The 23105-nt window shown below is 33.8% G+C and carries 21 protein-coding genes and 4 tRNA genes; 3 read left to right on the forward strand and 22 right to left on the reverse strand.

The features are described from left to right. Window positions 1-19: 19 nt before the first annotated feature. The 14 genes from rplA to LNP27_RS00670 all read right to left on the reverse strand — a co-directional run bounded on the left by rplA (window position 20) and on the right by LNP27_RS00670 (window position 7837). Window positions 20-709: a 50S ribosomal protein L1 gene (gene rplA / locus LNP27_RS00605; protein ID WP_188049611.1), complete on the reverse strand. Its 690-nt coding sequence runs from the start codon at window positions 707-709 to the stop codon at window positions 20-22. Window positions 710-722: 13 nt separating this feature from the next. Beyond that, a complete protein-coding gene (rplK, locus tag LNP27_RS00610) occupies window positions 723-1160 on the reverse strand; it encodes a 50S ribosomal protein L11 (RefSeq protein ID WP_121925843.1) in 438 nt (145 codons plus the stop codon). A 68-nt stretch (window positions 1161-1228) separates the two neighbouring features. Further along, a complete protein-coding gene (nusG, locus tag LNP27_RS00615) occupies window positions 1229-1780 on the reverse strand; it encodes a transcription termination/antitermination protein NusG (RefSeq protein ID WP_229942623.1) in 552 nt (183 codons plus the stop codon). 10 nt (window positions 1781-1790) lie between these two features. After that, window positions 1791-1988, reverse strand: coding sequence for a preprotein translocase subunit SecE (gene secE / locus LNP27_RS00620; RefSeq protein WP_229942624.1), 198 nt, complete (start codon window positions 1986-1988; stop codon window positions 1791-1793). Between the two features lie 16 nt (window positions 1989-2004). Continuing rightward, window positions 2005-2075: transfer RNA gene (locus tag LNP27_RS00625), tRNA-Trp, on the reverse strand. Between the two features lie 61 nt (window positions 2076-2136). Further along, on the reverse strand, window positions 2137-3324 hold the full coding sequence (gene tuf / locus LNP27_RS00630; RefSeq protein ID WP_210644253.1) for an elongation factor Tu: 1188 nt from the start codon (window positions 3322-3324) through the stop codon (window positions 2137-2139). Between the two features lie 53 nt (window positions 3325-3377). Further along, a tRNA-Thr gene (locus tag LNP27_RS00635) sits at window positions 3378-3449 on the reverse strand. A 182-nt stretch (window positions 3450-3631) separates the two neighbouring features. Next, window positions 3632-3712, reverse strand: a tRNA-Tyr gene (locus LNP27_RS00640). A 55-nt stretch (window positions 3713-3767) separates the two neighbouring features. After that, a tRNA-Thr gene (locus LNP27_RS00645) sits at window positions 3768-3841 on the reverse strand. 91 nt (window positions 3842-3932) lie between these two features. Then, window positions 3933-4235, reverse strand: a complete 303-nt coding sequence (hpf, locus tag LNP27_RS00650) for a ribosome hibernation-promoting factor, HPF/YfiA family (RefSeq protein WP_229942626.1) — start codon at window positions 4233-4235, stop codon at window positions 3933-3935. 18 nt (window positions 4236-4253) lie between these two features. Next, the gene (locus tag LNP27_RS00655) at window positions 4254-5165 is read right to left on the reverse strand and encodes a tyrosine-type recombinase/integrase (protein WP_229942627.1); all 912 of its coding nucleotides are present in this window, start codon (window positions 5163-5165) and stop codon (window positions 4254-4256) included. A 75-nt stretch (window positions 5166-5240) separates the two neighbouring features. Next, a complete protein-coding gene (rpsU, locus tag LNP27_RS00660; RefSeq protein ID WP_035670421.1) occupies window positions 5241-5435 on the reverse strand; it encodes a 30S ribosomal protein S21 in 195 nt (64 codons plus the stop codon). A gap of 167 nt (window positions 5436-5602) precedes the next feature. Further along, complete coding sequence (locus LNP27_RS00665; protein ID WP_229942629.1) at window positions 5603-6772, reverse strand: acyl-CoA dehydrogenase family protein; 1170 nt, start codon at window positions 6770-6772, stop codon at window positions 5603-5605. A 177-nt stretch (window positions 6773-6949) separates the two neighbouring features. After that, complete coding sequence (locus LNP27_RS00670; RefSeq protein ID WP_229942630.1) at window positions 6950-7837, reverse strand: ComEA family DNA-binding protein; 888 nt, start codon at window positions 7835-7837, stop codon at window positions 6950-6952. Between the two features lie 372 nt (window positions 7838-8209). Here LNP27_RS00670 and LNP27_RS00675 point away from each other — a divergent pair, with 372 nt between their 5' ends. Beyond that, window positions 8210-9688 (forward strand): amino acid permease, encoded by a 1479-nt coding sequence (locus tag LNP27_RS00675; RefSeq protein WP_229944083.1) that lies wholly within the window; start codon window positions 8210-8212, stop codon window positions 9686-9688. Between the two features lie 74 nt (window positions 9689-9762). On the opposite strand, the gene LNP27_RS00680 is transcribed toward LNP27_RS00675, so the two are convergent. Next, a complete protein-coding gene (locus LNP27_RS00680) occupies window positions 9763-9990 on the reverse strand; it encodes a PspC domain-containing protein (protein WP_229942632.1) in 228 nt (75 codons plus the stop codon). A gap of 107 nt (window positions 9991-10097) precedes the next feature. Further along, window positions 10098-11369: a DUF2851 family protein gene (locus LNP27_RS00685; RefSeq protein WP_229942633.1), complete on the reverse strand. Its 1272-nt coding sequence runs from the start codon at window positions 11367-11369 to the stop codon at window positions 10098-10100. A 173-nt stretch (window positions 11370-11542) separates the two neighbouring features. On the opposite strand from LNP27_RS00685, the gene LNP27_RS00690 reads away from it, so the two are divergent. Then, a complete protein-coding gene (locus LNP27_RS00690) occupies window positions 11543-13219 on the forward strand; it encodes a PNGase F N-terminal domain-containing protein (protein ID WP_229942634.1) in 1677 nt (558 codons plus the stop codon). A 67-nt stretch (window positions 13220-13286) separates the two neighbouring features. On the opposite strand, the gene LNP27_RS00695 is transcribed toward LNP27_RS00690, so the two are convergent. The 6 genes from LNP27_RS00695 to LNP27_RS00720 all read right to left on the reverse strand — a co-directional run bounded on the left by LNP27_RS00695 (window position 13287) and on the right by LNP27_RS00720 (window position 22022). After that, the gene (locus LNP27_RS00695; protein ID WP_229942635.1) at window positions 13287-13769 is read right to left on the reverse strand and encodes a 3'-5' exonuclease; all 483 of its coding nucleotides are present in this window, start codon (window positions 13767-13769) and stop codon (window positions 13287-13289) included. A gap of 99 nt (window positions 13770-13868) precedes the next feature. Then, entirely contained in the window at window positions 13869-15230 is a 1362-nt protein-coding gene (locus LNP27_RS00700; protein ID WP_229942636.1) for a pyridoxal-phosphate dependent enzyme, read from the reverse strand. Window positions 15231-15416: 186 nt separating this feature from the next. Beyond that, complete coding sequence (locus tag LNP27_RS00705) at window positions 15417-17372, reverse strand: putative porin (protein WP_229942637.1); 1956 nt, start codon at window positions 17370-17372, stop codon at window positions 15417-15419. A 155-nt stretch (window positions 17373-17527) separates the two neighbouring features. Continuing rightward, a complete protein-coding gene (locus tag LNP27_RS00710) occupies window positions 17528-18913 on the reverse strand; it encodes a RagB/SusD family nutrient uptake outer membrane protein (protein WP_229942638.1) in 1386 nt (461 codons plus the stop codon). Window positions 18914-18917: 4 nt separating this feature from the next. After that, window positions 18918-21839 (reverse strand): SusC/RagA family TonB-linked outer membrane protein, encoded by a 2922-nt coding sequence (locus LNP27_RS00715; protein WP_229944084.1) that lies wholly within the window; start codon window positions 21837-21839, stop codon window positions 18918-18920. A gap of 36 nt (window positions 21840-21875) precedes the next feature. Next, the gene (locus tag LNP27_RS00720) at window positions 21876-22022 is read right to left on the reverse strand and encodes a carboxypeptidase-like regulatory domain-containing protein (RefSeq protein WP_229942639.1); all 147 of its coding nucleotides are present in this window, start codon (window positions 22020-22022) and stop codon (window positions 21876-21878) included. A gap of 306 nt (window positions 22023-22328) precedes the next feature. On the opposite strand from LNP27_RS00720, the gene LNP27_RS00725 reads away from it, so the two are divergent. Then, window positions 22329-23069, forward strand: coding sequence for a tyrosine-protein phosphatase (locus LNP27_RS00725; protein ID WP_229942640.1), 741 nt, complete (start codon window positions 22329-22331; stop codon window positions 23067-23069). Window positions 23070-23105 lie beyond the last annotated feature (36 nt).

The raw sequence follows: 23105 nt of genomic DNA on the forward strand, positions 1-23105 counted from the left end.
AAAAATTTTTAACTACCAATTATACTGCTTTAGGATCCAACGCAATCGCTGGACTCATAGTGCTAGTTAGGTAAATACTTTTGATGTAAGTCCCTTTAGCCGCAGTTGGTTTAAGTTTGATTAATGTTTGAATAATTTCGTGAGCATTGTCAATGATTTGTTCAGCTCCAAAAGAAACTTTACCAATTCCTGCATGCACAATACCAGTTTTATCAACTTTGAAATCGATTTTACCAGCTTTTACCTCTGCAACAGCTTTTGCAACATCCATAGTTACAGTACCTGTCTTAGGGTTAGGCATTAAACCTCTAGGTCCTAATATACGACCTAATGGACCCAATTTACCCATAACAGAAGGCATAGTGATGATTACATCAACATCTGTCCAACCGTCTTTAATTTTTTGAAGGTAATCGTCAAGACCAACGAAGTCTGCACCAGCTGCTAAAGCTTCCGCTTCTTTATCTGGAGTAACTAATGCTAATACTTTAACGTCTTTACCAGTTCCATGAGGTAATGTTACTACACCTCTAACCATTTGATTCGCTTTTCTTGGATCTACACCCAAACGAACTGCGATATCAACAGACTCATCAAATTTTGCAGAAGCAACTACTTTTATCAATGCCGCAGCATCTTTAAGAGAATATAGTTTGTTCTTTTCAATTTTTGAAGCAGCCTCTTTTTGCTTTTTTGTCAATTTTGCCATGTCTTTCTCTTAATTAAAAAGGAGCTTCTCCTGATACAGTTATACCCATAGATCTAGCTGTTCCAGCAATCATGCTCATAGCAGATTCGATTGTGAATGCATTTAAATCTACCATTTTATCTTCAGCAATTGCTTTGATAACATCCCAAGTAACGCTAGCTACTTTTTTACGATTTGGCTCACCAGACCCGGACTTTAGCTTTGCAGCTTCCATTAACTGGACCGCCGCTGGAGGAGTTTTTACAACAAAATCAAATGATTTGTCTTTATACACAGTAATTTGTACTGGGCATATTTTGCCGGCTTTATCTTGAGTTCTAGCATTAAATTGCTTACAGAACTCCATGATGTTCACACCAGCAGCTCCTAAAGCAGGTCCAACCGGTGGCGACGGGTTCGCAGCACCTCCCTTAACTTGTAGTTTAACTACCTTACTAATTTCTTTAGCCATTTTTTAAAAAATTTAACACTGCAATCATTGGAAGCGATTACAATGGATATTATAGATGTAACAAAAAATTATACTTTTTCAACTTGCATAAAACTTAACTCTAATGGTGTTTTTCTTCCAAAAATCTTAACCATTACTTCTAGCTTACGCTTTTCCTCATTAATTTTTTCAACAGTACCGTTAAATCCATTAAAAGGCCCATCAATAACCTTAATAGTTTCTCCAATATTGAAAGGTATTGCACGAGTATCAGTATTCACTGCTAACTCATCAACTTTACCTAACATTCTGTTTACTTCTGACATTCTTAAAGGAACAGGTTCACCACCTTTAATTTCTCCTAAGAAACCAATAACACTAGTTATAGACTTAATAATATGAGGTATTTCTCCAACAAGATTTGCCTCGATCATTACATAACCTGGAAAATACACCTTGTCTTTGACTATTTTTTTTCCTTCTTTTACGGTAACGACTTTTTCAGTAGGAACTAGAACTTGAGAAACATAATCAGTCATTTCTAATCTTGCGATTTCAGTCTCGATATATGCTTTTACTTTATTCTCTTGTCCGCTTACCGCTCTAACTACGTACCACTTTTTAACATTACTATCTGCCATAACAAAAAATTTAAGCTTTTATCCAGTTAAAAAATCCAGCTAAAACTTTTGCGAAAAATTCATCAACTCCCCAAGTTGCCAAGGCGAATAATACTGAAAAAAGAGCAACAACAATCGTTAGACGTTGCACCTCAGGCCATTCTGGCCAAGTTACATTTGACTTTAATTCCTCAAATGCTTCCGATATATAATTTACAACTTTTGCCATTATGTTTTCTTTTTTGCACGGGCGGAGGGATTCGAACCCCCATCAACGGTTTTGGAGACCGCTATTCTACCCTTGAACTACGCCCGTATGTTAAAAGCCAGTTAGATTTCAGTTAAGAAAATTAACTGGCTTTATATAATTTTTAGGATTAACCTACAATTTCAGTTACTTGACCAGCACCTACCGTTCTACCACCTTCACGGATAGCGAAACGTAAACCAACACTCATTGCGATTGGGCTTAATAAAGCAACATTGATAGTTAAGTTATCTCCTGGCATTACCATTTCAACTCCTTCTGGAAGAGTAATAACTCCTGTTACGTCAGTCGTACGTACGTAAAACTGTGGACGGTAGTTATTATGAAATGGTGTGTGACGACCACCTTCTTCTTTTTTCAAAATATAAACCTCAGCTTTGAAAGTAGCGTGTGGTTTTACTGAACCCGGCTTAATGATAACCATTCCTCTTTTGATAGATTCTTTATCAACACCTCTTAACAATAAACCTACGTTATCTCCTGCTTCACCTCTATCAAGGATTTTACGGAACATCTCAACTCCTGTAATAGTAGAAGTTAATTTTTCAGCTCCCATACCAATGATTTCAACAGCATCTCCTGTATTAGCAATACCAGTTTCGATACGACCTGTAGCTACAGTTCCACGACCAGTAATTGTAAATACATCTTCAACCGGCATCAAGAAAGGCTTCTCAGTATCTCTGATTGGTTCTTCGATCCAAGCATCAACAGCTGCCATCAATTCAAGAATTTTTGGTACCCATGTAGGATCATTATTCAATCCACCTAAAGCAGAACCTTGAATAACTGGACAGTTGTCACCATCATATTCATAGAAAGACAATAAGTCTCTAATTTCCATTTCAACAAGCTCTAACAACTCAGCGTCATCAACCATATCCACTTTATTCATGAATACAACCATTCTAGGAATACCAACCTGACGTCCTAAAAGGATATGCTCACGTGTTTGTGGCATAGGTCCATCAGTTGCAGCTACCACAAGAATAGCACCATCCATTTGAGCTGCTCCTGTAACCATGTTCTTTACGTAATCCGCGTGACCTGGACAGTCAACGTGAGCGTAGTGACGATTAGCAGTTTCATACTCAACGTGAGATGTATTAATTGTAATACCTCTTTCTTTTTCTTCAGGAGCATTATCAATTTGATCAAATGATCTTGCTTGACAGTAACCAGCATCAGATAATACTTTTGTGATTGCTGCTGTTAAAGTAGTTTTACCGTGATCTACGTGTCCGATCGTACCAATATTTAAGTGTGGTTTCGAACGGTTAAAGGTTTCTTTTGCCATTTTACTTAATTTTTAATCTTGTTATATATTAATTTCTATTTCTTACTTACTTGAGCCAACTACGGGAATTGAACCCGTGACCTCTTCCTTACCAAGGAAGCACTCTACCCCTGAGCTAAGTCGGCAGAGAATGATACTATAGCTTTAAGCATTCATTTTTTTTACAAATTGAACACTTTCCACACACTCATATCTAGATTAACTCCCAAAAGGTCGTTGATCATGCACCGATATTTTCGGCACTCAAAGTTTTAAAACAAATTTACCCGAAAGCAAACTTTAGGATCAATCTTTATTTAAAACTTTGTGGGGAGAGCAGGATTCGAACCTGCGAAGTTTACACAGCAGATTTACAGTCTGCCCTCGTTGGCCGCTTGAGTATCTCCCCTTTTTTTTCATCAATAAAACCATGAACACTTTTCCAAATCGCATTGGAAATTTAGAGCCGGCGGAGGGACTCGAACCCACGACCTGCTGATTACAAATCAGCTGCTCTAGCCAACTGAGCTACGCTGGCAATATCAATAAAAAAAGTCCGCTATTTCTAACGGACTGCAAATGTAGAGATTTTATCTCTCAATCAAAACATTTTTTTAAAAAATTTTATATTAAATATGTGAACTTATTTTTTCTTTTCTTTTTACTAACAATCGCTCCAGCGATTCTGAGGCAAGTTCAATCGCTTCTTCAAATGTTTTACATTGCTTTTTAACTAGAAAATCATCACCAGGAACATTAATTTTTAGCTCTGCAACCTTATTCTCTTTGTCACTTGTGTTTTCAACCTTCAAAAAAACATCTGCAGACACCACCTTATCATAATATTTCTCTAATTTATCCAATCTCTCTTGAACAAAATCTACTAGCTTTTTGTCAACTGTAAAGTTAACTGCATGAACACTTACCTTCATAATTTTCTTTTTTAATTATTACTCATCTAAAAATAACTTTTTCCCACGTGGGTGCGCATCCTTATGTACATTTTTAAGCTCTGACAAACTACTATGAGTGTAAACTTGAGTAGACGCCAAACTAGAGTGCCCTAATAATTCTTTTACAGAATTTAAATCTGCTCCATTATTTAACAAATGCGTTGCAAAAGTATGCCTCAATATATGAGGACTTTTTTTTACTTTCTCTGATACAGTACTAAAGTAAGAATTTATTAGACGATACACAAAAGATTCATTCAATTTTAATCCTTTTTTTGTGAGAAAAAAATAATCACCATCCAGTAGCATCACTAGGGATTGTCTTTCTTTTATATATATGTAAAATTGACTGATAATTATTGGCAAAATAGGCAGGATACGTTCTTTATTCCGCTTTCCTACTACTTTTATCGTATTGTTCGCCAAATCAATATTTTGCAATTTCAATTCAATTAGTTCCGCTCTTCGTATTCCGGTAGTATAAAGCAAATCTATAATAAGCTTATCTCTTATTTGCTCAAATCCAACTGTTATTTGCATTTGATCTAAAACACTTTTCATTTCTTTTTCAGAGAAAGGAATTTGTATACTTCTAGCCACTTTAAGGGATTTATGCCTTAATAACGGACTAATTTCTATTTGTTTGGTTTTTAATAAAAATCTGTAGTAGGCTTTTAGGGAAGCCATTTTTCTATTAACAGAAACATTCGAAACACCATCGTCGATCATCGAAACAATCCAGCTTCTAATTTGGCTGTAATCCACTTGATCAATATTGTCTTGATCGAAATTTAAACAGTTATAAGTTTGAAAAGATACAAGATCATCACAATAAGCCTTTAAAGTATGAGGGGAGTATTTTTTCTCGAATTCGAGATAATTCCGAAATGCATCGTGATTTGTAGACATAAAAAAAAAAAAAACCGTTAGCATCAAAGTTATAAAATTTTGATGACTAACGGTATTTTTATTTAATTGAATCGACTAACTCTCTAAGTTATCTCTCATATTTTGGATATAAGCCGCTTTTTGAATTTTGATTCTATTGGTTACTGAAGGCTTAATAAAAGCAGTACGCGCTCTTAGTTGACGAACAGTTCCTGTTTTATCAAATTTTCTTTTGTAACGTTTTAACGCTCTATCGATATTTTCTCCGTCTTTAATTGGTATAATTAACATAATATAGACACCCCCTTTCTTTAAGTGTGCAAAAGTAATCAAACTTATCGATTTTAGAGCATGAATTTCAAATTATTTCAAAACATCAACAAAGGCCAACAAAAAAAAGCCAATTCAAAAATGATGAATCGGCTTTTCTTTGCGTTATTTAAACAAATTAATTGCTATTATTTTACAGCTGGCTTATAATCTTTATTATCAATGATCATTTTTGATAATATCTCTTTTAAGATTTCAGAAGTTCCACCGCCTATTGGTCCTAAACGACTGTCTCTAAGTAAGCGCGCTAAAGGATACTCTTCCATATAACCGTAACCTCCTAGCATTTGCAAACAACTATAAATTGTTTCATCCGCTACTTTAGTGGATTTTAACTTAGCCATAGTCGCTTCTTTAACCACATACTCACCTTTATCTAAACGCGCCACGGCTGCATAATTAAACACTTTACAGTGCTCCACATCTGTAGCATGCTCTACAATTGTATGTCTTAATGCTTGAAACTTATCTAACGTTTTTCCAAAAGCCTCTCTTTGCGACATATACTCAATTGTATAATCAATAGCATATTCCGCTCTTGCATGGCCATTTACAGCCATTATCAAACGCTCTAAAGCAAAATGTTGCATAATATAAGCAAAACCTTTGTTCTCTTCTCCCATCAAATTCGTCAATGGAATTTCGACATTATTGAAGGCTATTTCTGCCGTATCAGAAGCGCGCCAACCTAACTTGTCTAACTTAGTGGCAGAAATTCCGCTAGTTTTTGTGTCAATTAAAAATATACTTATTCCTTTATTCCCTAAACTTGGATCTGTTTTAGCAGCAACTACATAGTAATCCGCGTAAACGCCATTTGTTATAAATGTCTTTGAACCATTTATAATGTATTTATCACCTTCTTTAACGGCAGTTGTGCGCATACCTGCAACATCACTGCCACCAAATGGCTCAGTAATGCATAACGCACCTATTTTTTCCCCAGAAATACTTGCTGCTAAATATTCTTGTTTAATTTTTTCATCACCTTCTGCATTCAAGTGTGTCATAGCAAGGTAAGCATGAGCCCACATTGCTGCAGCAAAACCTGATGATTTGATTTTTTGAAGCTCTTCAAGAAAAATAACTGTATAGAATAAATCTAAATTTAACCCACCATAAGCCTCAGGATATGGAATGCCAAAAAAACCCATTTCTCCGAACTTTTTCCATATAAAACGCTCTATTTTTCCTGTTTTTTCCCATTTCTCAATATGCGGCACCACTTCTTTTTGCAGAAATTCCTGCAGACTTTTTCTAAATAATTGATGCTCTTCAGTGAAATAAATTGATTCCATATAACTTCTATCTTTTTTTTAACAAATTGTATTATTGAGATAAGACAAGGTCTTTCGTTCTCAAATTATGATTGATTGAAGAACTAAAATAAGTTTCGATTTACACATAAAATAGCGCTTCGGAAACATAGAATCCGACTGAAGCAAATTATACTTAAACTAACATATTATGAAGTTCTAATTAAAGTCCAAATATAAGGCAATTGTTTTTGCTTTTTCAACAGGAAATCCTTTAATTTTTGTTAAATCCTCAACGTTCTTAAAATTTCCATTCATACTTCGATAGGTTATAATTTCTTTAGCTAATGCATATCTAAAATAATAAAATTGCGAAAGTTCTTTTAACGAAGCATTATTTACGTCAATTTTTTTAAATTCTGGCAGCGAACTTATTTTGAAATGCGAATTCAAATTCTCAATCACTTCAGGAGATAACCCCCAAACATCAGACATTTGATCCATCGAAACAAAACCTCCTAACACCTCTTTTTGTTTTAAAATTCTCAATGAAATAGCCTCTCCTATTCCATATATCTTTATTAAATCCTCTTTAGTCGCTTGATTTATATCTTTTTGTATTATTTTTTCATTTTTGGCGAAAGCCTTACTAGGAAATTTTTCAAATTGCTTTTTCTCTTTTTTATTATTCACCCAATCAGGGAATTTAAACAAGGGCGAAATCACATTCAATAATGAATCAGAAATTTTAGTAACTTTCTGAAATTCGTCAGCAGAGTTAACAAATTGATTTGTTTTACGAAATTCTAACAATCTATCAATTTCTGCAACTGACATTCCTAATTTATAACCTTTATAATCTGTTATAAAATTTGGATTAAAAAGATATATTTTTTGCTCCTTATTTTTATCATGACTTTTAAAGGAATCCATTTCGTATTGAAGCGAAAGCCATTTTTGCTTCTCAGGATCTTCTTTTATTGGAACAGAAAAGTCAACAAAAAAATAAACGAGTTGCAAAGCTATGATGATCCCAAACAAAAAGAAAATACCAGCACGTTGTTCTCTGGTAAAGTTAAAATAACTAAGAATTGTTTTAAAACTCATTTGACACGAATGGAATTAATTAATGCATTAGAATTCTAAATTTATAAATTAAATCAAGACCGATTACTTTCCAAAGAAAAAATTTCAGAACTAAAGTAGTTATAAACGGAAAATCTATAAATTAAGATCGAAAATCAAAAACCAAACAGATAATAAATTACAGTAATTCACATTAAGATTCATTACGATTTTAGAACTCATCTTGTTAAATTTTCTAGAAAACGAACTTACTCTCTAACTATTATTTATACAGAAATAACACCTAAAAATGATAATAATTTATAGTTTATGACTTAAATCTTAAATTATTGTTTTTATTTTTTGTAAAAAAGAATACATTTGAAAACTAAAAACAATAAAACCCATAAATATATGTCGATTTGGAAAACAAAACCACTCTCGGTTTTACTAAATGAAGCATCAGAGGATGAAAAAGGACTAAAAAGAACTTTATCAGCTAGATCACTTGTAGCTCTGGGCGTTGGTGCCATAATAGGTGCTGGATTATTTTCATTAACAGGAATTGCAGCAGCAGACAATGCAGGCCCAGCTGTTACATTATCTTTTATATTGGCCGCCGTTGGATGTGCATTTGCCGGATTATGTTATGCTGAATTCGCTTCGATGATTCCTGTTGCAGGAAGTGCATACACCTATTCGTATGCAACAATGGGTGAGTTTGTAGCTTGGATAATCGGTTGGGATTTAGTTTTAGAATATGCTTTAGGCGCCGCAACTGTAGCCGTAAGTTGGTCTCAATATGTGGATAAATTTCTCGGGAATTACGGATTACATATTCCGCAGTCTATCTTGCACGGCCCATGGGACTCCACGCCAGGATTTATTAATTTACCTGCTATTCTAATCATTTGTTTACTCTCTCTACTATTAATACGAGGCACAAAAGAATCTGCTTTAATAAATAACATTTTGGTTATTTTAAAAGTAACCGTAGTAGTTGTATTTATTGCATTAGGATGGGGCTTTATGAACAGCGCAAATCACACGCCTTTCATCCCTGTTAATGAAGGAGAAGCACTTTTAAGTTCTGGAAAAATGTCTTTCCTTAATTTCTTCAGTAGCGATTATTTTGGACATTATGGATGGAGTGGTATTTTACGAGGTGCTGGAGTGGTATTTTTTGCCTTTATTGGTTTTGATGCCGTATCTACAGCTGCACAAGAAGCAAAAGATCCACAAAAAGGAATGCCAATTGGTATTTTAGGCTCGTTAATTATCTGTACCGTTTTATATGTTCTTTTTGCTTTTGTTTTAACTGGTCTAGAAAATTATCTTAATTTTAAAGGTGATGCAAGTCCTGTTACTACTGCTTTTGCAAAGACAGGTTACACATTTTTAAATTCAGCACTTACAATTGCCATCATAGCAGGTTACACTTCTGTAATGTTAGTAATGTTAATGGGACAAAGTAGAGTTTTCTACAGTATGAGTATAGATGGTCTATTACCGAAGTTTTTCAGCTCTTTACATACTAAAAACAGAACACCTTATAAAACAAATCTTATTTTCATGGTATTTGTTAGTTTATTTGCAGGCTTCGTTCCAGTATCAGACCTTGGTCATATGGTGAGCATAGGTACTTTATTTGCCTTTGCACTTGTTTGTATTGGTGTTATTGTTATGCGAAAAACCAATCCAAATGCAGAACGAGGTTTCAGAGTGCCTCTTGTCCCTTTATTTCCAATCATCGGTGTTGTTATATGCCTAGTTTTAATGGCTGGCTTACCGGTTGAAAGCTGGGAGAGACTAGCGATTTGGATGATACTAGGAGTTGCTATCTATTTCTTATACAGTAAGAAAAACAGTAAATTAAACAATCCAGAAAAATAATTATAGCCATAAAAACAAAAAAGGATTATAGAGTAGCGATACTTTATAATCCTTTTTTTATGACAAATTTTAACTTACAAATCAAAAACCGAAGTACGTTTGGCCCGAATTAGATCTTTTAATCGAATCCAAAACGCCAAGGTTAGATAAACTCCAAACCCTAATCCTACGGTAACAAAGGAGATGTAAATAAAAAACAATCTAACGCTACTCGCACGCATTCCTAATGTATCCGCTAATCGGGAAGACACATGAAAGCCATGTTTTTCGAAAAAGAATTTAAGTTTTATAATTGCAGACATATTTAGCAGTTATCGGTTATCGGTTATCGGTTATCGGTTATCGGTTATCGGTTATCGGCAAAATTACAAAATTAACCAATTGACAAATTTTCTAATTAATAAAAATTTCAACTGCTTTTCAGTAGCTCTATACCAACGGCACATTCTAAACATTTACTTTTATTACAATAATCATTTTTAAGTTGCAACAAAGATTGGGATTCAAAAGCGTTTTTAGGTTTTATTCCAAAAGAAGTAAATTTATCAATAATAGCATTTTTCTCTGAAGTGACTTCATTTAGCAAAAGTATCAAATCTTCCGACGCTTCTTTTCCGATGCTTTTTGCATACGCAAACTGCAGTGGAATAATGGTGTTGATAACAATCAAATCGATGAAAGACTTAGAAAGCATTTTCTTTTTCTTCGGACTTTCTTTATCAAACTGATAATGGTTTTGCCAATAATTAGAAGCTGTGATTTGAAATACTTCGTAAATACTGTTCAACGAGATTACGATACTAATTTTTGAAAATAAATTTTGATGCGTATGGTAAAGATTGGCTAATTGCGATAGTCGAATGGTTGGAAAATTATCTGGACGATGTTTAAAAAACTGAACTGGTTCAACAAATGTTTTATCTATTTGATATTTATGCAACAAATAGAAATACCGAAATTTTAAATCCTTGTAATAGTTATCTTCTTTTTCCGAATCTAGTAAACCAGCAGCACCAAAAATTAATGCTTCTAGATTTTCGACTTCAAAACTTTCTTTTCGGATAATTGGAAAGGGAATGGAATGCGCAATTTTCATGAAAATCTCACCGTTGGTATTTAAACCAAAATTCTTCGCTAAAAGTAAAAACAGAACAGCTTCCCAATCCTGATTAGTTTGCTCCAGCAAATCAAAAATAGGTTGTGACTTTCGCTCTAATCGTTCAAAAAACAAACGTTCTTGCCAATTTTTCAAGATAAAGTCATCTACATCCTTAATTTGCTTTTCGCAAAAAATCCAAGATTTTGGAGATAGTAACGATTGATAATTTATCACTGTTTCACGATCCACATAATTTTTAAGTTCTAGAACGGGGATTTCACTATTGTCACTTCTATAAATGGCAGTATCATTTTCCCATACTACATGCAGAATCACATTTTCATATCTCGAATCACACTCATGATGATGTACATACCAATCTGAAGATTTAAGATGAATTTCTACATTCCCAGCCCACTTTTGACTCCCAATGGTGATTTGAGCATTAAAAAAATCAGGCCCTGCAAGTTCTAAATATTGACCAACACTAATTATTATAATCTCCTCTCCATTCGAAGTTTTCAAATTTAAAGTGTTAAACTTCTTGAATTTCCAAAGGTAATGGAGAAAGTCTTCTTTCATTGTACGACTATTTACAGAATAATAACAAACTGAAAACTAAGATAGTAAATAATAACAAACAAAAACCAACACGTTCATTACATTAAAAGAACTTTCTCTGGCTACTTTGAAAAAAATCTAACTCAAAATTCTCATTCATTTATTTATATTTGCTCACTTAACAATACACCATCATGAAAAAGCACTTTGTTTTATTCTTTGCGTTCGCGCTTATCTTTACAGCGGAAGCACAAAAAAATATTAAATCAATAAAAGTTACTTATTTAAGAAGTAATAACGGTAAAGTATTTGAAAATCAAGACCCCATACTTCTCTTCACTTCTAAAAAAATGAGCTTGGTTACAACCGAGAAAATCACTCTTAAAAAAGCTAATTTTCCAATTGAACAAACCTACGTGGATTTTCAATTCAAAACTACTTCACAACTGGCTGAATTCAAAAACAAAAGCGCTATTCTTAGTGTGGACAGTTTGGCATTGGGAAAACAGAAATTCACTATTACAGATCAAACTAAAAAAATATTAGGTTACACTTGTAAAAAAGCGACAACCTCCATCAACTCGAACAGTATTGAATTATGGTTCACTACTGATTTAAATTTAAAAGGAGCTCCTACTGCTCTAGGACAAGATTTAGGTCTGGTACTTGAAATGGTGCGAAATGGGAATACAAAAACAACTGCTAGCAAAATTGAAATCTTAAAAAACACTCCTGCACTGCTTGACTTACCAAATCCACTTCCAAAAAAAGTAGATCAACTGACTTATAAAGACTTGCTTTGGAAAAGCCGTTTTACCACTATTCCTGTTTTCGAAAAAGAAATTATTAATTTTATGGATAACCCCAAAAGCAATGATAGTATCCTGAAATTTGCTAGTGGAACAATTATCCTCAAAAAAGTGAAGTTTCCTAAAATAAATAAAGGAAGCAATATTTTTATAGATGTCACAGAACAATCTAATGGAGACGCGTATGACAGAACTGGTTCTGTATTCCTAATTCCAACAGACCAATCGATTTCTTTTTTAGACGGTTTGCAAAAAGGAGCAAAATCATTACCTGTTTATGAAAATGGCAATGGTGAAAAATACCAAGGAGTCGTTCGAACTGAAAACTATGCTCCACTTTTAGAACTGATGCGTTTTTTCACTCCATTTGGGGTAAAACATTTCAACAACTTAGAACTGAAAAATAAAGTGTGGCAAGACAGTGTGTATTATCGCCAAGATATATCTGAATTGACTGCTGCTTTGGACGAGAAAGAAGTTTGGATTGGAATGAATATTGGAAATTACGATAACGGTGGCCATAAAGTTAGTCTTAATATCACAATTCATCCAGGCTACGCAGCTAAGTCGGAGGATAAATGGTTACTTCCATTATTCAACACAAACAATGTTATGGAAATGGCGGGGCAGCAATATGCAACGATGTTTAATACTGAAAAAGGATTAGAACTAACATTTGAAGTTCCGGCAAGCGATAAAAATTATAGACTGCGATACATTACTACAGGTCATGGTGGCTGGGGAAATGGGGATGAATTTGTGCCAAAGAGAAATACAATTCTAGTAGATGGAAAAGAAATTTTCGCTTTTGTTCCTTGGCGTACTGATTGTGGATCGTATCGCTTGAGTAATCCCGCTTCGGGAAATTTCAATGACGGACTTTCTTCATCTGACTTAAGCAGATCTAACTGGTGTCCCGGAACTGTAACTCCACCAGTTTATATTGAACTAGGAAAGCTTTCAGCAGGAAAACACAGCATGCAAATTAAAATACCTCAAGGAGCTCCAGAAGGCACAAGTTTTAGCTCTTGGAATGTTTCTGGAGTATTAATTGCCGACTAAGACACATATAAAAAATGTAAAATGCCTATGACGAACATCATGGGCATTTTGTATTTATATTAAAAAATTATTTCATTAGGTATAATTTGGCGCAAGCTCTAGCATCAGATAAAGCTTCATGATGATTGAGTTGAATATTCATTTCTCGGCAACAATCGCTCAATTTGGCTGGCTTTAAGCCTTTAGCTTTATAAATTTTTACCGTGCATTCCCAGCGTGAAGCAATATTCAAATCAGCATAGTCTAAATTATAAAGCGCCATCGATTTAGCTAAAACATTACGGTCGAAACTTTCATTGTGCGCTACTATTACTCTGTTTTTTATTCTTTTTTGGATTTCTGGAAATACTTGTGCAAAGTTTTTAGCATTTACAGTATCTCGAGGATAAATACCATGGACTTGAATAGTGTAGGGAGAATATAAATTATTTGGCGGCTTAATCAAACTAACGAACTCATCTACAATAATTCCGTTTTCCACGGTAACAATTCCCACGGAACAAGGGTGAAATGCCGTTGCTGTTTCAAAATCTATGGCAGTAAAAGTCATTTTGATCTTAGATTTAGGATTAACGATTTTTGATTGCTCATTTTGACAAAATGTATTACGATCAGTCGAACATCATTTGACAAAACGGACTTAAGAGCGTTACTTTATTGAACCAATAATATCGTATTTAGTAATAATATGATGGGTACCATTTTCTAACTCCAGTAAAACCGCTGCGTTATCTCTAGTGAATAATTTAGACACCTCTTCAATTGAAGTTCCTTGTTTTACTATTGGGAAGGGTTCTCCCATAACATCCTTTATTGGTTTATCGGCAACATCTTTGTCAGCCACGTACCACTGAAACAAATCACCTTCATCCACAGAGCCTACAAAACCAGTGACATCAATAACAGGAATTTGCGAAATTTTATATTTGCGCATGCGCTCGATAGCATGTGAAACTAACTCTTCGGTGCGCACTACAATTAATGGTTTGTCAATATGATCTTTGATGACATCTTCGGCTTTTGTGATTTCTTCTTCTAAAAAACCGCGTTCACGCATCCAGTCATCATTAAACATTTTACCTACATAACGACTTCCTGAATCGTGGAATAAAACTACGACAACATCTTCAGGTTTAAAATGCTCTTTCAATTGCAATAATCCTTTGATAGCTGCACCTGCTGAATTACCGACGAAAATCCCTTCTTCTAATGCGATCTTACGTGTATAAACTGCTGCATCTTTATCTGTTACTTTTGTAAAGCCATCAATAAGAGAAAAATCGACATTTTTAGGTAAAATATCCTCACCAATTCCTTCAGTTATGTAAGAGTAGATTTCGTTTTCGTCAAAAATTCCGGTTTCATGATACTTTTTGAAAACAGAACCGTAAGTATCTATTCCCCAAATTTTGATGTTAGGATTTTTTTCTTTTAAATATTTAGCAACTCCAGATATAGTTCCACCTGTTCCTACACCTACAACAAAATGAGTAATTTTCTCCTCGGTTTGTTCCCAAATTTCAGGTCCTGTTTGCTCATAGTGCGCTATAGCATTTGAAGGATTGTCATATTGATTGACATACCAAGAATTAGGCGTTTCTGATGCTAATCTTTTAGATACAGAATAATAAGAACGTGGATCAGTTGGTTCTACATCAGTTGGGCAAACCACTACCTTTGCTCCTACTGCACGTAGAATATCCATTTTCTCTTTAGACTGCTTATCAGAGATTACGCAAATTAACTTATACCCTTTTATGATAGCTACTAGAGCTAATCCCATTCCCGTATTTCCTGAAGTTCCCTCAATAATAGTGCCTCCAGGCAGCAATCTTCCATCGGCTTCCGCATCTTCAATCATTTTAACGGCCATTCTATCTTTGACAGAATTTCCGGGATTGAATGTCTCCACTTTAGCAAGCACAAGTGCCTTTATTTCGGCTGTAATTTTGTTTAATTTTACTAATGGAGTGTTCCCTATTGTACCTAAAATATTTTCTGAGTAGCGCATTTTCGTGTGATTTTTTAAAACTATAATTTGTTATAAATCTTTCAGCAAAGATACTATTTTGTTACAAATATTATCGCTTGCTCGATTTTGCGTTAGTGATAAAAGCGGCATCCTTTGCTTGCTGTCTTTAAGCAAGGAAAGATATAGCGCTTAGCACGTAAAAACGCCCAAAAAAATAGCTTGAAATTAATTGAAGAAGTTCCAAATTAACCCAAAACGAATGGTGAAATCGCGCGAAGGATTATTTGGCGAAGCGTAAAAATTATTTCCGGTAAATGAAGAATTAAAATGCTCAACTTTGAAATATATTCTGGTTCGTTGAATTTTTGCATTGATGAAGAAGTCAAGATTTGGATGATTTCCTATCTGTTTTTCATTTTGAACAAAGAACTCACCAATTACTGGATTGTAGTCATTAGCATAATATTTAGAAAAATAATTTAGTACGATACCAGTCTGCAAAAACAACGCTTTTTTGAACATATAAGTCGTATAGTAAAAGCTGTTTCTGGTTACAATTTCCGGAACGTTTAAAACAGCGACATTTTGCTCCGTTTTTTGATATAACACTGTATTATCTAAAGCAAATTTTCCAAATTTAAACTCTCTATTTGCCTTAATCGACAAATAATTAATTGTTCCATCATACTGTGATGGTGCTACAATTTGCGTAAGCACTAGCTTTTGAGCTGCAGTAGAAACATCGTTGAAATACAAGTGATCGTTGAAAATGGAATACTGAACTTCTGCATTGACCCATGGCGAAATAGCATTTGCTTTTATGGTATTAATTTTTTCGTTCTTGAAATCGTTAGACCAGTTGTACTGCACATAACTACTTTGGTACAAATTGTAATTGTTATTCGGTAGTTTATTTATATTTTGATATTGAAATCCTAACTGAATTTCATCATTTAAATCATACGTCAGTTGTGCATCTAAGTTAGAAAGTGACTGCGCTGTTATTGACCTAGAGTACAAAAATTTTCCATTCCACTTGTCATGGCGATACTCGTATCGCCCACCTGCACTATTAATTTGCTGGCTATAAAAGCTAGGAATAGTTCCTTGATTATCAAAAACAAGGACTCTACTGTAATAGTAATTTGACCTGAAATCATCTACAAAAAAGAGAAATTTACCTAAAACCGTATTCTCGTAAACAAGTCCTGCACGATTATACATTTTGTTATAACGAGTCTGATCGTTAATTCCGCTGTCTAGAAATGAATTCCCAAAACGAGCCACTGTTTGATTTCCTACTGTTGAAGGAACCGTAGCTTGATTGTACTCGAAAAACTTATTCTCGTAATTAAACTGATGGGTAATGTAAAGATTATTGATTCCTTTTTTAGAATTGACTCTGAAATTATGGTCTACAAATATTCTTTTACCCTTTAAGAAAGACTTAGCATCATTAAAATACACTTCAAATCGTTGCCGATTGTTATAATTTGGGTCTTCGCTTTCAAAATCCTGAATAGTGGTTATACCGCCATTTTCTTCATTTAAAATATCTTGATACGTATAATGCGCATTAGCAAAATAGCGTTTGTTTTTAGTATTATAACTAGTTGTAAACCTGAAATTTCCTGTACTAGCTAACTGGTTTATATATTGACCTTCAGAACGCAGACCTTTGTAAGCCATAGAAAAATTAAGGTTTTCAGAAGTATTTAGCGTTATGAAAGCATCGACAGATTGTCCTTTTTTGATGGTACTTTTAAAATACAATTCGGTTACAGGAGTCGCTACTGAATAATATCTAATTTGGTTCGCCTCCATGAAATTAAAATGCTTCGCTTTGAAACCAAATTCTGGATAAGGCGAAAAATCAGTCAAGCTGTATTGCAACGTATTATACGTTTGACCTTCATTCGCAAAAGGCAAAAGTCCAAAAGTATCTTTTCGTAAATAATTGTGACTGTATTCTTTTTTTATAGTGAGCGATGTGTCTATATAAGTAGTATCGCGATCAATGGTGATTACTCTATATAAGTCAATAGGAGCTATTTTTTGCTTTTTAGTTGTGTCTGATTCTCGCTGGTATTTACTATTAGAGTTAGAGTCGCTGTTATTATTTGTTTGCGAAAACAATAGCGTAGGAAATACTAGAAAAATTAGAAAAATGAAAATCCTCATTTGGAAAAGGTATAGTTAGGTAATTATTACTGTAATAAAAATTAGTGTAAAGGTAAATTATAAAACGTATAAATAAAAAACATTCTTTTTATTGTACAAAAAAACCCTTCTGTAGTTTATTACAGAAGGGCTAAAAAGTTAAATTTACTATTTAATTAGTATCCTTTATTTTGAACAGTATTAGAATTTGCATTCATTTCTCTCAACGGAATTGGGAACGCATATCTGTAACTACCATAAGTAATTCCTGCTGCACCTAAATCATCATACGTTTGTTTGATTTCATCAACTACAGGCATATCCATTTTGTAACGTGCGATATCGTCAAATCTAAAGCCTTCAAAGCATAATTCTTTTCTACGTTCTAAAAGAATGTTTGCTACCGAAACAGTAACATATGGTAATGCACCACGATTTACCGCTACAAGATTTAAATTTGTCAAAGCCGAAACATCAGTTGGGTCAAGTTTGAAAGAGGCTTCTGCATTGATCAATAACATCTCCTCAAAACGGAATAATACTACGTTAATATCAGACTTTATAAACTTACCTGTATTTCTCAATCTTGATTTATCAGCTACAGTAATCAAATTTGCCCTTACGTCTAAAGGCGAAAATTGTTGTACTAAATCTTCTAAAACAACAATATCGCCATAAGCAGTATCGTTATATATCTGAAATAAACTATCATTACTACGGTTGTCATCAGCTGAAAATACTAACTCAAAAATAGAGTTTGCTTGCAAGCTCCCTTTAAATGAATCTGCATATTCTGATGCTAGAAGAACTCTAGCTCCACTATTATCTAAAACTTCCTGAGAAGCAGCTTTAGCAATAGCCCAATCACCGAAATACAAAGCAACTCTCGCTTTAATTGCATTAACAGTTACAGTTCTAATCGCTTTTTTGTCACCATCTAATGAAGAATTCATCATTGACAATGCTTTTGTCAAGTCCTCGTAAATAAAGGTTTTAACTTCACCAACAGAACTTCTTTTTGGTTTCATATCTTTTACATCCAAAAATTGCTTAACATAAGCTATTCCTAAAGAATTCAAATCACCACCGCCAACACCAATATGTTGTTGACCAAATAAACGCAACAAGTCATAATGAACTAATGCGCGCAAAGCTAATGCTTGCCCTTTTATATGATCAATAGCAACTGCATCACCTTCAATTGTAGAATTAATAATAATGTTACAATTTGCAATCACAGCATACATTTGTAAAAAAGCAGCATCTGCATCTCCATTAGAATTGGTCATATCCATAGAAGCTGAAGTTAAAAACCTTCCGGAATTTCCATTAGCATATGCATTATCTGATCTTACATCTCCAAAAATTAACATGTTTCTTCCGTAATAGTTTGCAGAAGTTATTCTATCGTAAGCACCTGCTAGCAGTCCTTTTAAATCACCTATATTAGTGATTGCTGTAACATCTTTATTTACACTTAAAGTTGGGTCTAAATCATTATCCGAACATGAATTAAAAAAAATTCCGGAAAAAATTAAAGCACCATATATTATTTTTTTCATTTTCTTAAAATTTTATATTAATTGCAAAAACTACTGATTTTACTGGAGGACTTACTAAGCGAGTAAAACCATCTGCTCTAACTTCTGGATCATATTTCATATTATCATCTTTAACGAAAGTTAATAAGTTTGTACCTCTCACAGAAATATCAAGACCATCAAGACTTATCGCTTCAGTAATAGTATTATTAAATTTATATCCTAAAACTAAGTCTTTCATTCTTAAATAATCTCCATCATATAAAAATCTTGTTGAAGTAGAAGATGCATTTCTTCCAGCACCAATTTCCATTTTAGGAACAGAAGCAATATCTCCTGGTTTTTGCCATCTATCCATCAAACTTTCTGTACCATTGAATGAAACAAAAGTGTTGTTCCCTGTACTTTGTGTATAAAAGGCCCAGTCTTCATATACTTTATGTCCACCTGCAAAGTAAAAAGATACATCAAAGTAAATTCCTTTATAATCAAGATGAGTCCCGAATCCACCAGAGAAAACAGGTGAAGATTTTCCTTGCATAGCTACTTTAGCATTATTATAAACAGAAGTTGTTGCTCCATCCACACCATTTACAAACCATAACGGCAAACCATTTGCAGGATCTACACCAGCCCATTTACGCATGTTCCAAGTGTTGATAGACTCACCAACTTTAGTAATTCTAGTACCAGTAGTTATTTCAATATCCTTACCTGAAGTATCTTTCGCAAGTTTCTCAACTTCATTATTGTTGTGAGAATAATTTCCAGAAACAGACCAGTTAAAATCATTTCCACGTATAATATCAAAATTCATATCTACTTCAATTCCCTTATTCAAAACAGAACCAACATTCATTAATTGAGATGTTGCTCCTTGTGTCAAAGAAACTGGTACACTTTGTAAAAGATCGTATGTTTTTCTGTTGTAGTATGACACACTTCCAGAAACTCTATTGTTCATTACACCAAACTCTAAACCAACATCAGCAGTGTTGTTTTTTTCCCATGTTAACAATTCATTTCCAATTGCTGAAGGATAAAAAGCAGGTTCAGAATCATAACTTGCGTCAAAACCTAATAACCTTTGGTATGAATTTTCATTAATACCACTATTTCCTGAAGTACCATACGATGCTCTTAGTTTTAAATTATTAAAAACTGAACCTTCCATAAATGACTCATTGTGGATATTCCACGCCGTACCAACTGACCAAAAATCACCAAAGCGATGATCCGGAGCAAACTTAGAAGAACCTTCTCTTCTATAAGTAGCGTCTAATACGTATCTGTTATCATAAGAATAATTGAATAAACCTAAATAAGAAACATTCAACCAATCTGAGAAATTACCCAAAGTAGATTTGTTTTTTGAAACTACATCTAAATAAATTAATCCATCTGCAGCAATATTCTCACCGTATCCACCTAGAAAGTCATTTTTGTTTTTCTGATATTCAAACAAAGCGGTAGCGTCAAAACTGTGTAAACCTATTTTTTTAGTGTAATTAATAGAGTTTTGAGCAACAACATTAGTATTTCTTCTAATATTTTGTTCAACAGATCCATTAACATCAGCACCATCTCCATGAATTCTGTTTGCATAGTCATGAAATGTATTCATATTATAATCTATTGCAAACACAGATTTATACTTGAAATTATCTGAAATTTTCCATTCTAAAGCATTGTTAGATCTAAGACCTAACAAATTATTAGTTTTTTTATTATTTGCTAACGTATAAAATGTATTATGCAAAGAGGTCCAATATCCAATATCAGATACATTTGTACCATCACCAATATTATAAGAACCATCGGCGTTATAAGGATTAACCCATGGATTCATGAAATATTTTGTAAGATTTGGGTTACTAAAAGTAGCTGAACCTTCTAAAATACCATTTTGCTTTGCTTCAGAAAAAGTGTTATTTGTACTAAACTTAAGTGATTCAGTTAGTTTTCTTGTCACTCCCAAAGTTGCTGTCAAACGCTTAAAGTCTCCACCTATAACTGTCGCTTCCGTTCTGTTATATCCCAAAGATGCGTTAAAAGTAGTCTTCTCATCACCAGCAGATACTGAAAAATTAGTGTTTTGCACAGTTGCATTTTTATTTTTCAATAATTCACCCCAATTATGGCTAACTCCATCCCAATCTTGTAAACCTGCTGCATCAGCATTTAATCCAGCACTAGTTCCTAACAACCAATTTTCGGCTCCAGCTCTATCAAAACTATTTGCCGTACCATAACTATTGAAAATTGCATCTAAATACAATTCTTTTCTTTGATCTCCAGTTAGAGGAGTTCTTCCATCAACAGCGTTGTTCTGAAATCCTATAGAGTTGCTAATAGTATATGCAGGCTTTCCAATTTTTCCTTTTTTAGTTGTAATAACAATTACACCATTTGATCCTCTAGCACCATAAGCAGCAGTTGCTGAAGCATCTTTCAACACGGTCATAGTTTCTATGTCATTACTATTCAAAGTAGCCAAAACAGATATCGATGAAGAGGTACCTTCATTACCATTAGTTCTATTATCATTTCCTCCCGAAAAATCCCCACTTATCACTGGAACGCCATCAATAACGTATAAAGGTTGATTGTTTGCAGAAATTGATCCTACACCTCTAATACGAATATCCTGCACCGATCCTGGAATCCCAGAAGAACTAGAAACTTGTAAACCTGCAACTTTACCTTGTAAAGCTTGATCTACTGAAACGGTAGGAACACCACTTAAAACTGCACCTGAAAGTTGTTTAGAACTCCCAGTCATACTGTTTTTACTTTTAGTAACATACCCCATTACAACAACTTCTTCCATTTGTTGCGCATCTGTAGTCATTTTAACATTTAAAGTGTTTGAAGATCCAACCGTTACTGATGCATCATTCATTCCGATAAAAGAAAAAACTAATACATCACCAGTTTTTGCCTTTATTGAATAAGCACCGTCAAAGTTAGTTTGAACTCCTGACTAACTCCCTTTAATTAAAACATTTACTCCTGGGATTGGACCCGAAGCATCTGAAACAACACCTGAGACAGTTTTTTCTTGCGCGAAAGAAAACTGCATAGATAACGCTAATAATAGCGTAAAAATCCATTTGAATTTTAACCTCATATTAAATTTATTTGTGAATTAGTTATCTCGCAAAAATGACACTATTTTACTAAAGAAACATGTGAGAATAGGAATTTTGAGCGCTTTGACTCTAGCACAAAAGTTACCTATAATACATATTTATGACTATAATTATAAAAAATTCACATAATAGAACTAATAAAAATGATTACAATTATATATTTACTAAAATATTAAAATTTCAATAAATCCTTACAGTATGCTTTTTTATCGAATAATTTGAATAACTATCGCTGATAGAATAAAACAGTTCAAAATCGTAAAAAAAAGCTCTAAATTTGCAGCATGTTTTCACTATTTAAATCAAAACCTACACTTAAGGATCTAATTCCTGATAACCATATTGACATTCATTCTCACCTTTTACCGGGAATTGATGACGGTGCCAAAACTTTCCAAGACACATTACGACTTACTAAAGCACTTCAAGCAATAGGAGTTTCGGAGTTTATCACAACACCTCACATCATCCAGCACGTTTGGGATAACACAAGCGACGAAATACAGTCAAAAAAAGCAGAAACAATCCATCAATTAGAGAAGAACGAGATAATCGTACCTTTTAGGGCAGCTGCCGAATATTTAATGGATGATCAGTTTGTCCGTTTATTTGAAACTGGACAACTACTGACGCTTAAAGACAATTATGTATTAGTCGAAATGTCCTATATTAATGCACCTATACAATTATACTCCATACTTTTTGACTTACAGGTTGCAGGCTACATTCCAGTACTAGCTCATCCTGAACGCTATCTTTTTTATCAAAACAACTTTAATGAATACGCCAAACTAAAAAAAGCAGGATGCTTATTTCAACTCAATTTATTATCCATTGTTGGATATTACGGTGCTGGAATTACTAAAACAGCAGAGCAACTACTTCAAAAAGGAATGTACACCTACGTAGGCTCAGATGTACACCATAATAATCATATAAAAGCATTTGATTTAAAAGTACAAATCAAAGACTTAGCACCACTTAGCGAAGCTATTGTAAACAATCAATTTTTTAAATTCGATTAATTTAGAAAATCACCAACTCTTTTTGACCGTATTACC

The organism is Flavobacterium galactosidilyticum (assembly GCF_020911945.1).
GTDB lineage: Bacteria > Bacteroidota > Bacteroidia > Flavobacteriales > Flavobacteriaceae > Flavobacterium > Flavobacterium galactosidilyticum.

Excerpts from the sequence above, each read along its gene's own strand:
- LNP27_RS00710 (WP_229942638.1), bottom strand. The coding sequence starts at position 18,913 with ATGAAAAAAATAATATATGGTGCTTTAATTTTTTCCGGAATTTTTTTT.
- LNP27_RS00725 (WP_229942640.1), top strand. The coding sequence starts at position 22,329 with ATGTTTTCACTATTTAAATCAAAACCTACACTTAAGGATCTAATTCCT.
- LNP27_RS00695 (WP_229942635.1), bottom strand. The coding sequence starts at position 13,769 with ATGACTTTTACTGCCATAGATTTTGAAACAGCAACGGCATTTCACCCT.
- LNP27_RS00690 (WP_229942634.1), top strand. The coding sequence starts at position 11,543 with ATGAAAAAGCACTTTGTTTTATTCTTTGCGTTCGCGCTTATCTTTACA.
- tuf (WP_210644253.1), bottom strand. The coding sequence starts at position 3,324 with ATGGCAAAAGAAACCTTTAACCGTTCGAAACCACACTTAAATATTGGT.
- LNP27_RS00700 (WP_229942636.1), bottom strand. The coding sequence starts at position 15,230 with ATGCGCTACTCAGAAAATATTTTAGGTACAATAGGGAACACTCCATTA.
- LNP27_RS00675 (WP_229944083.1), top strand. The coding sequence starts at position 8,210 with ATGTCGATTTGGAAAACAAAACCACTCTCGGTTTTACTAAATGAAGCA.
- LNP27_RS00685 (WP_229942633.1), bottom strand. The coding sequence starts at position 11,369 with ATGAAAGAAGACTTTCTCCATTACCTTTGGAAATTCAAGAAGTTTAAC.
- LNP27_RS00720 (WP_229942639.1), bottom strand. The coding sequence starts at position 22,022 with ATGAGGTTAAAATTCAAATGGATTTTTACGCTATTATTAGCGTTATCT.
- nusG (WP_229942623.1), bottom strand. The coding sequence starts at position 1,780 with ATGGCAGATAGTAATGTTAAAAAGTGGTACGTAGTTAGAGCGGTAAGC.
- LNP27_RS00680 (WP_229942632.1), bottom strand. The coding sequence starts at position 9,990 with ATGTCTGCAATTATAAAACTTAAATTCTTTTTCGAAAAACATGGCTTT.
- LNP27_RS00705 (WP_229942637.1), bottom strand. The coding sequence starts at position 17,372 with ATGAGGATTTTCATTTTTCTAATTTTTCTAGTATTTCCTACGCTATTG.
- LNP27_RS00670 (WP_229942630.1), bottom strand. The coding sequence starts at position 7,837 with ATGAGTTTTAAAACAATTCTTAGTTATTTTAACTTTACCAGAGAACAA.
- rpsU (WP_035670421.1), bottom strand. The coding sequence starts at position 5,435 with ATGTTAATTATACCAATTAAAGACGGAGAAAATATCGATAGAGCGTTA.
- secE (WP_229942624.1), bottom strand. The coding sequence starts at position 1,988 with ATGGCAAAAGTTGTAAATTATATATCGGAAGCATTTGAGGAATTAAAG.
- LNP27_RS00655 (WP_229942627.1), bottom strand. The coding sequence starts at position 5,165 with ATGTCTACAAATCACGATGCATTTCGGAATTATCTCGAATTCGAGAAA.
- rplA (WP_188049611.1), bottom strand. The coding sequence starts at position 709 with ATGGCAAAATTGACAAAAAAGCAAAAAGAGGCTGCTTCAAAAATTGAA.
- LNP27_RS00665 (WP_229942629.1), bottom strand. The coding sequence starts at position 6,772 with ATGGAATCAATTTATTTCACTGAAGAGCATCAATTATTTAGAAAAAGT.
- rplK (WP_121925843.1), bottom strand. The coding sequence starts at position 1,160 with ATGGCTAAAGAAATTAGTAAGGTAGTTAAACTACAAGTTAAGGGAGGT.
- hpf (WP_229942626.1), bottom strand. The coding sequence starts at position 4,235 with ATGAAGGTAAGTGTTCATGCAGTTAACTTTACAGTTGACAAAAAGCTA.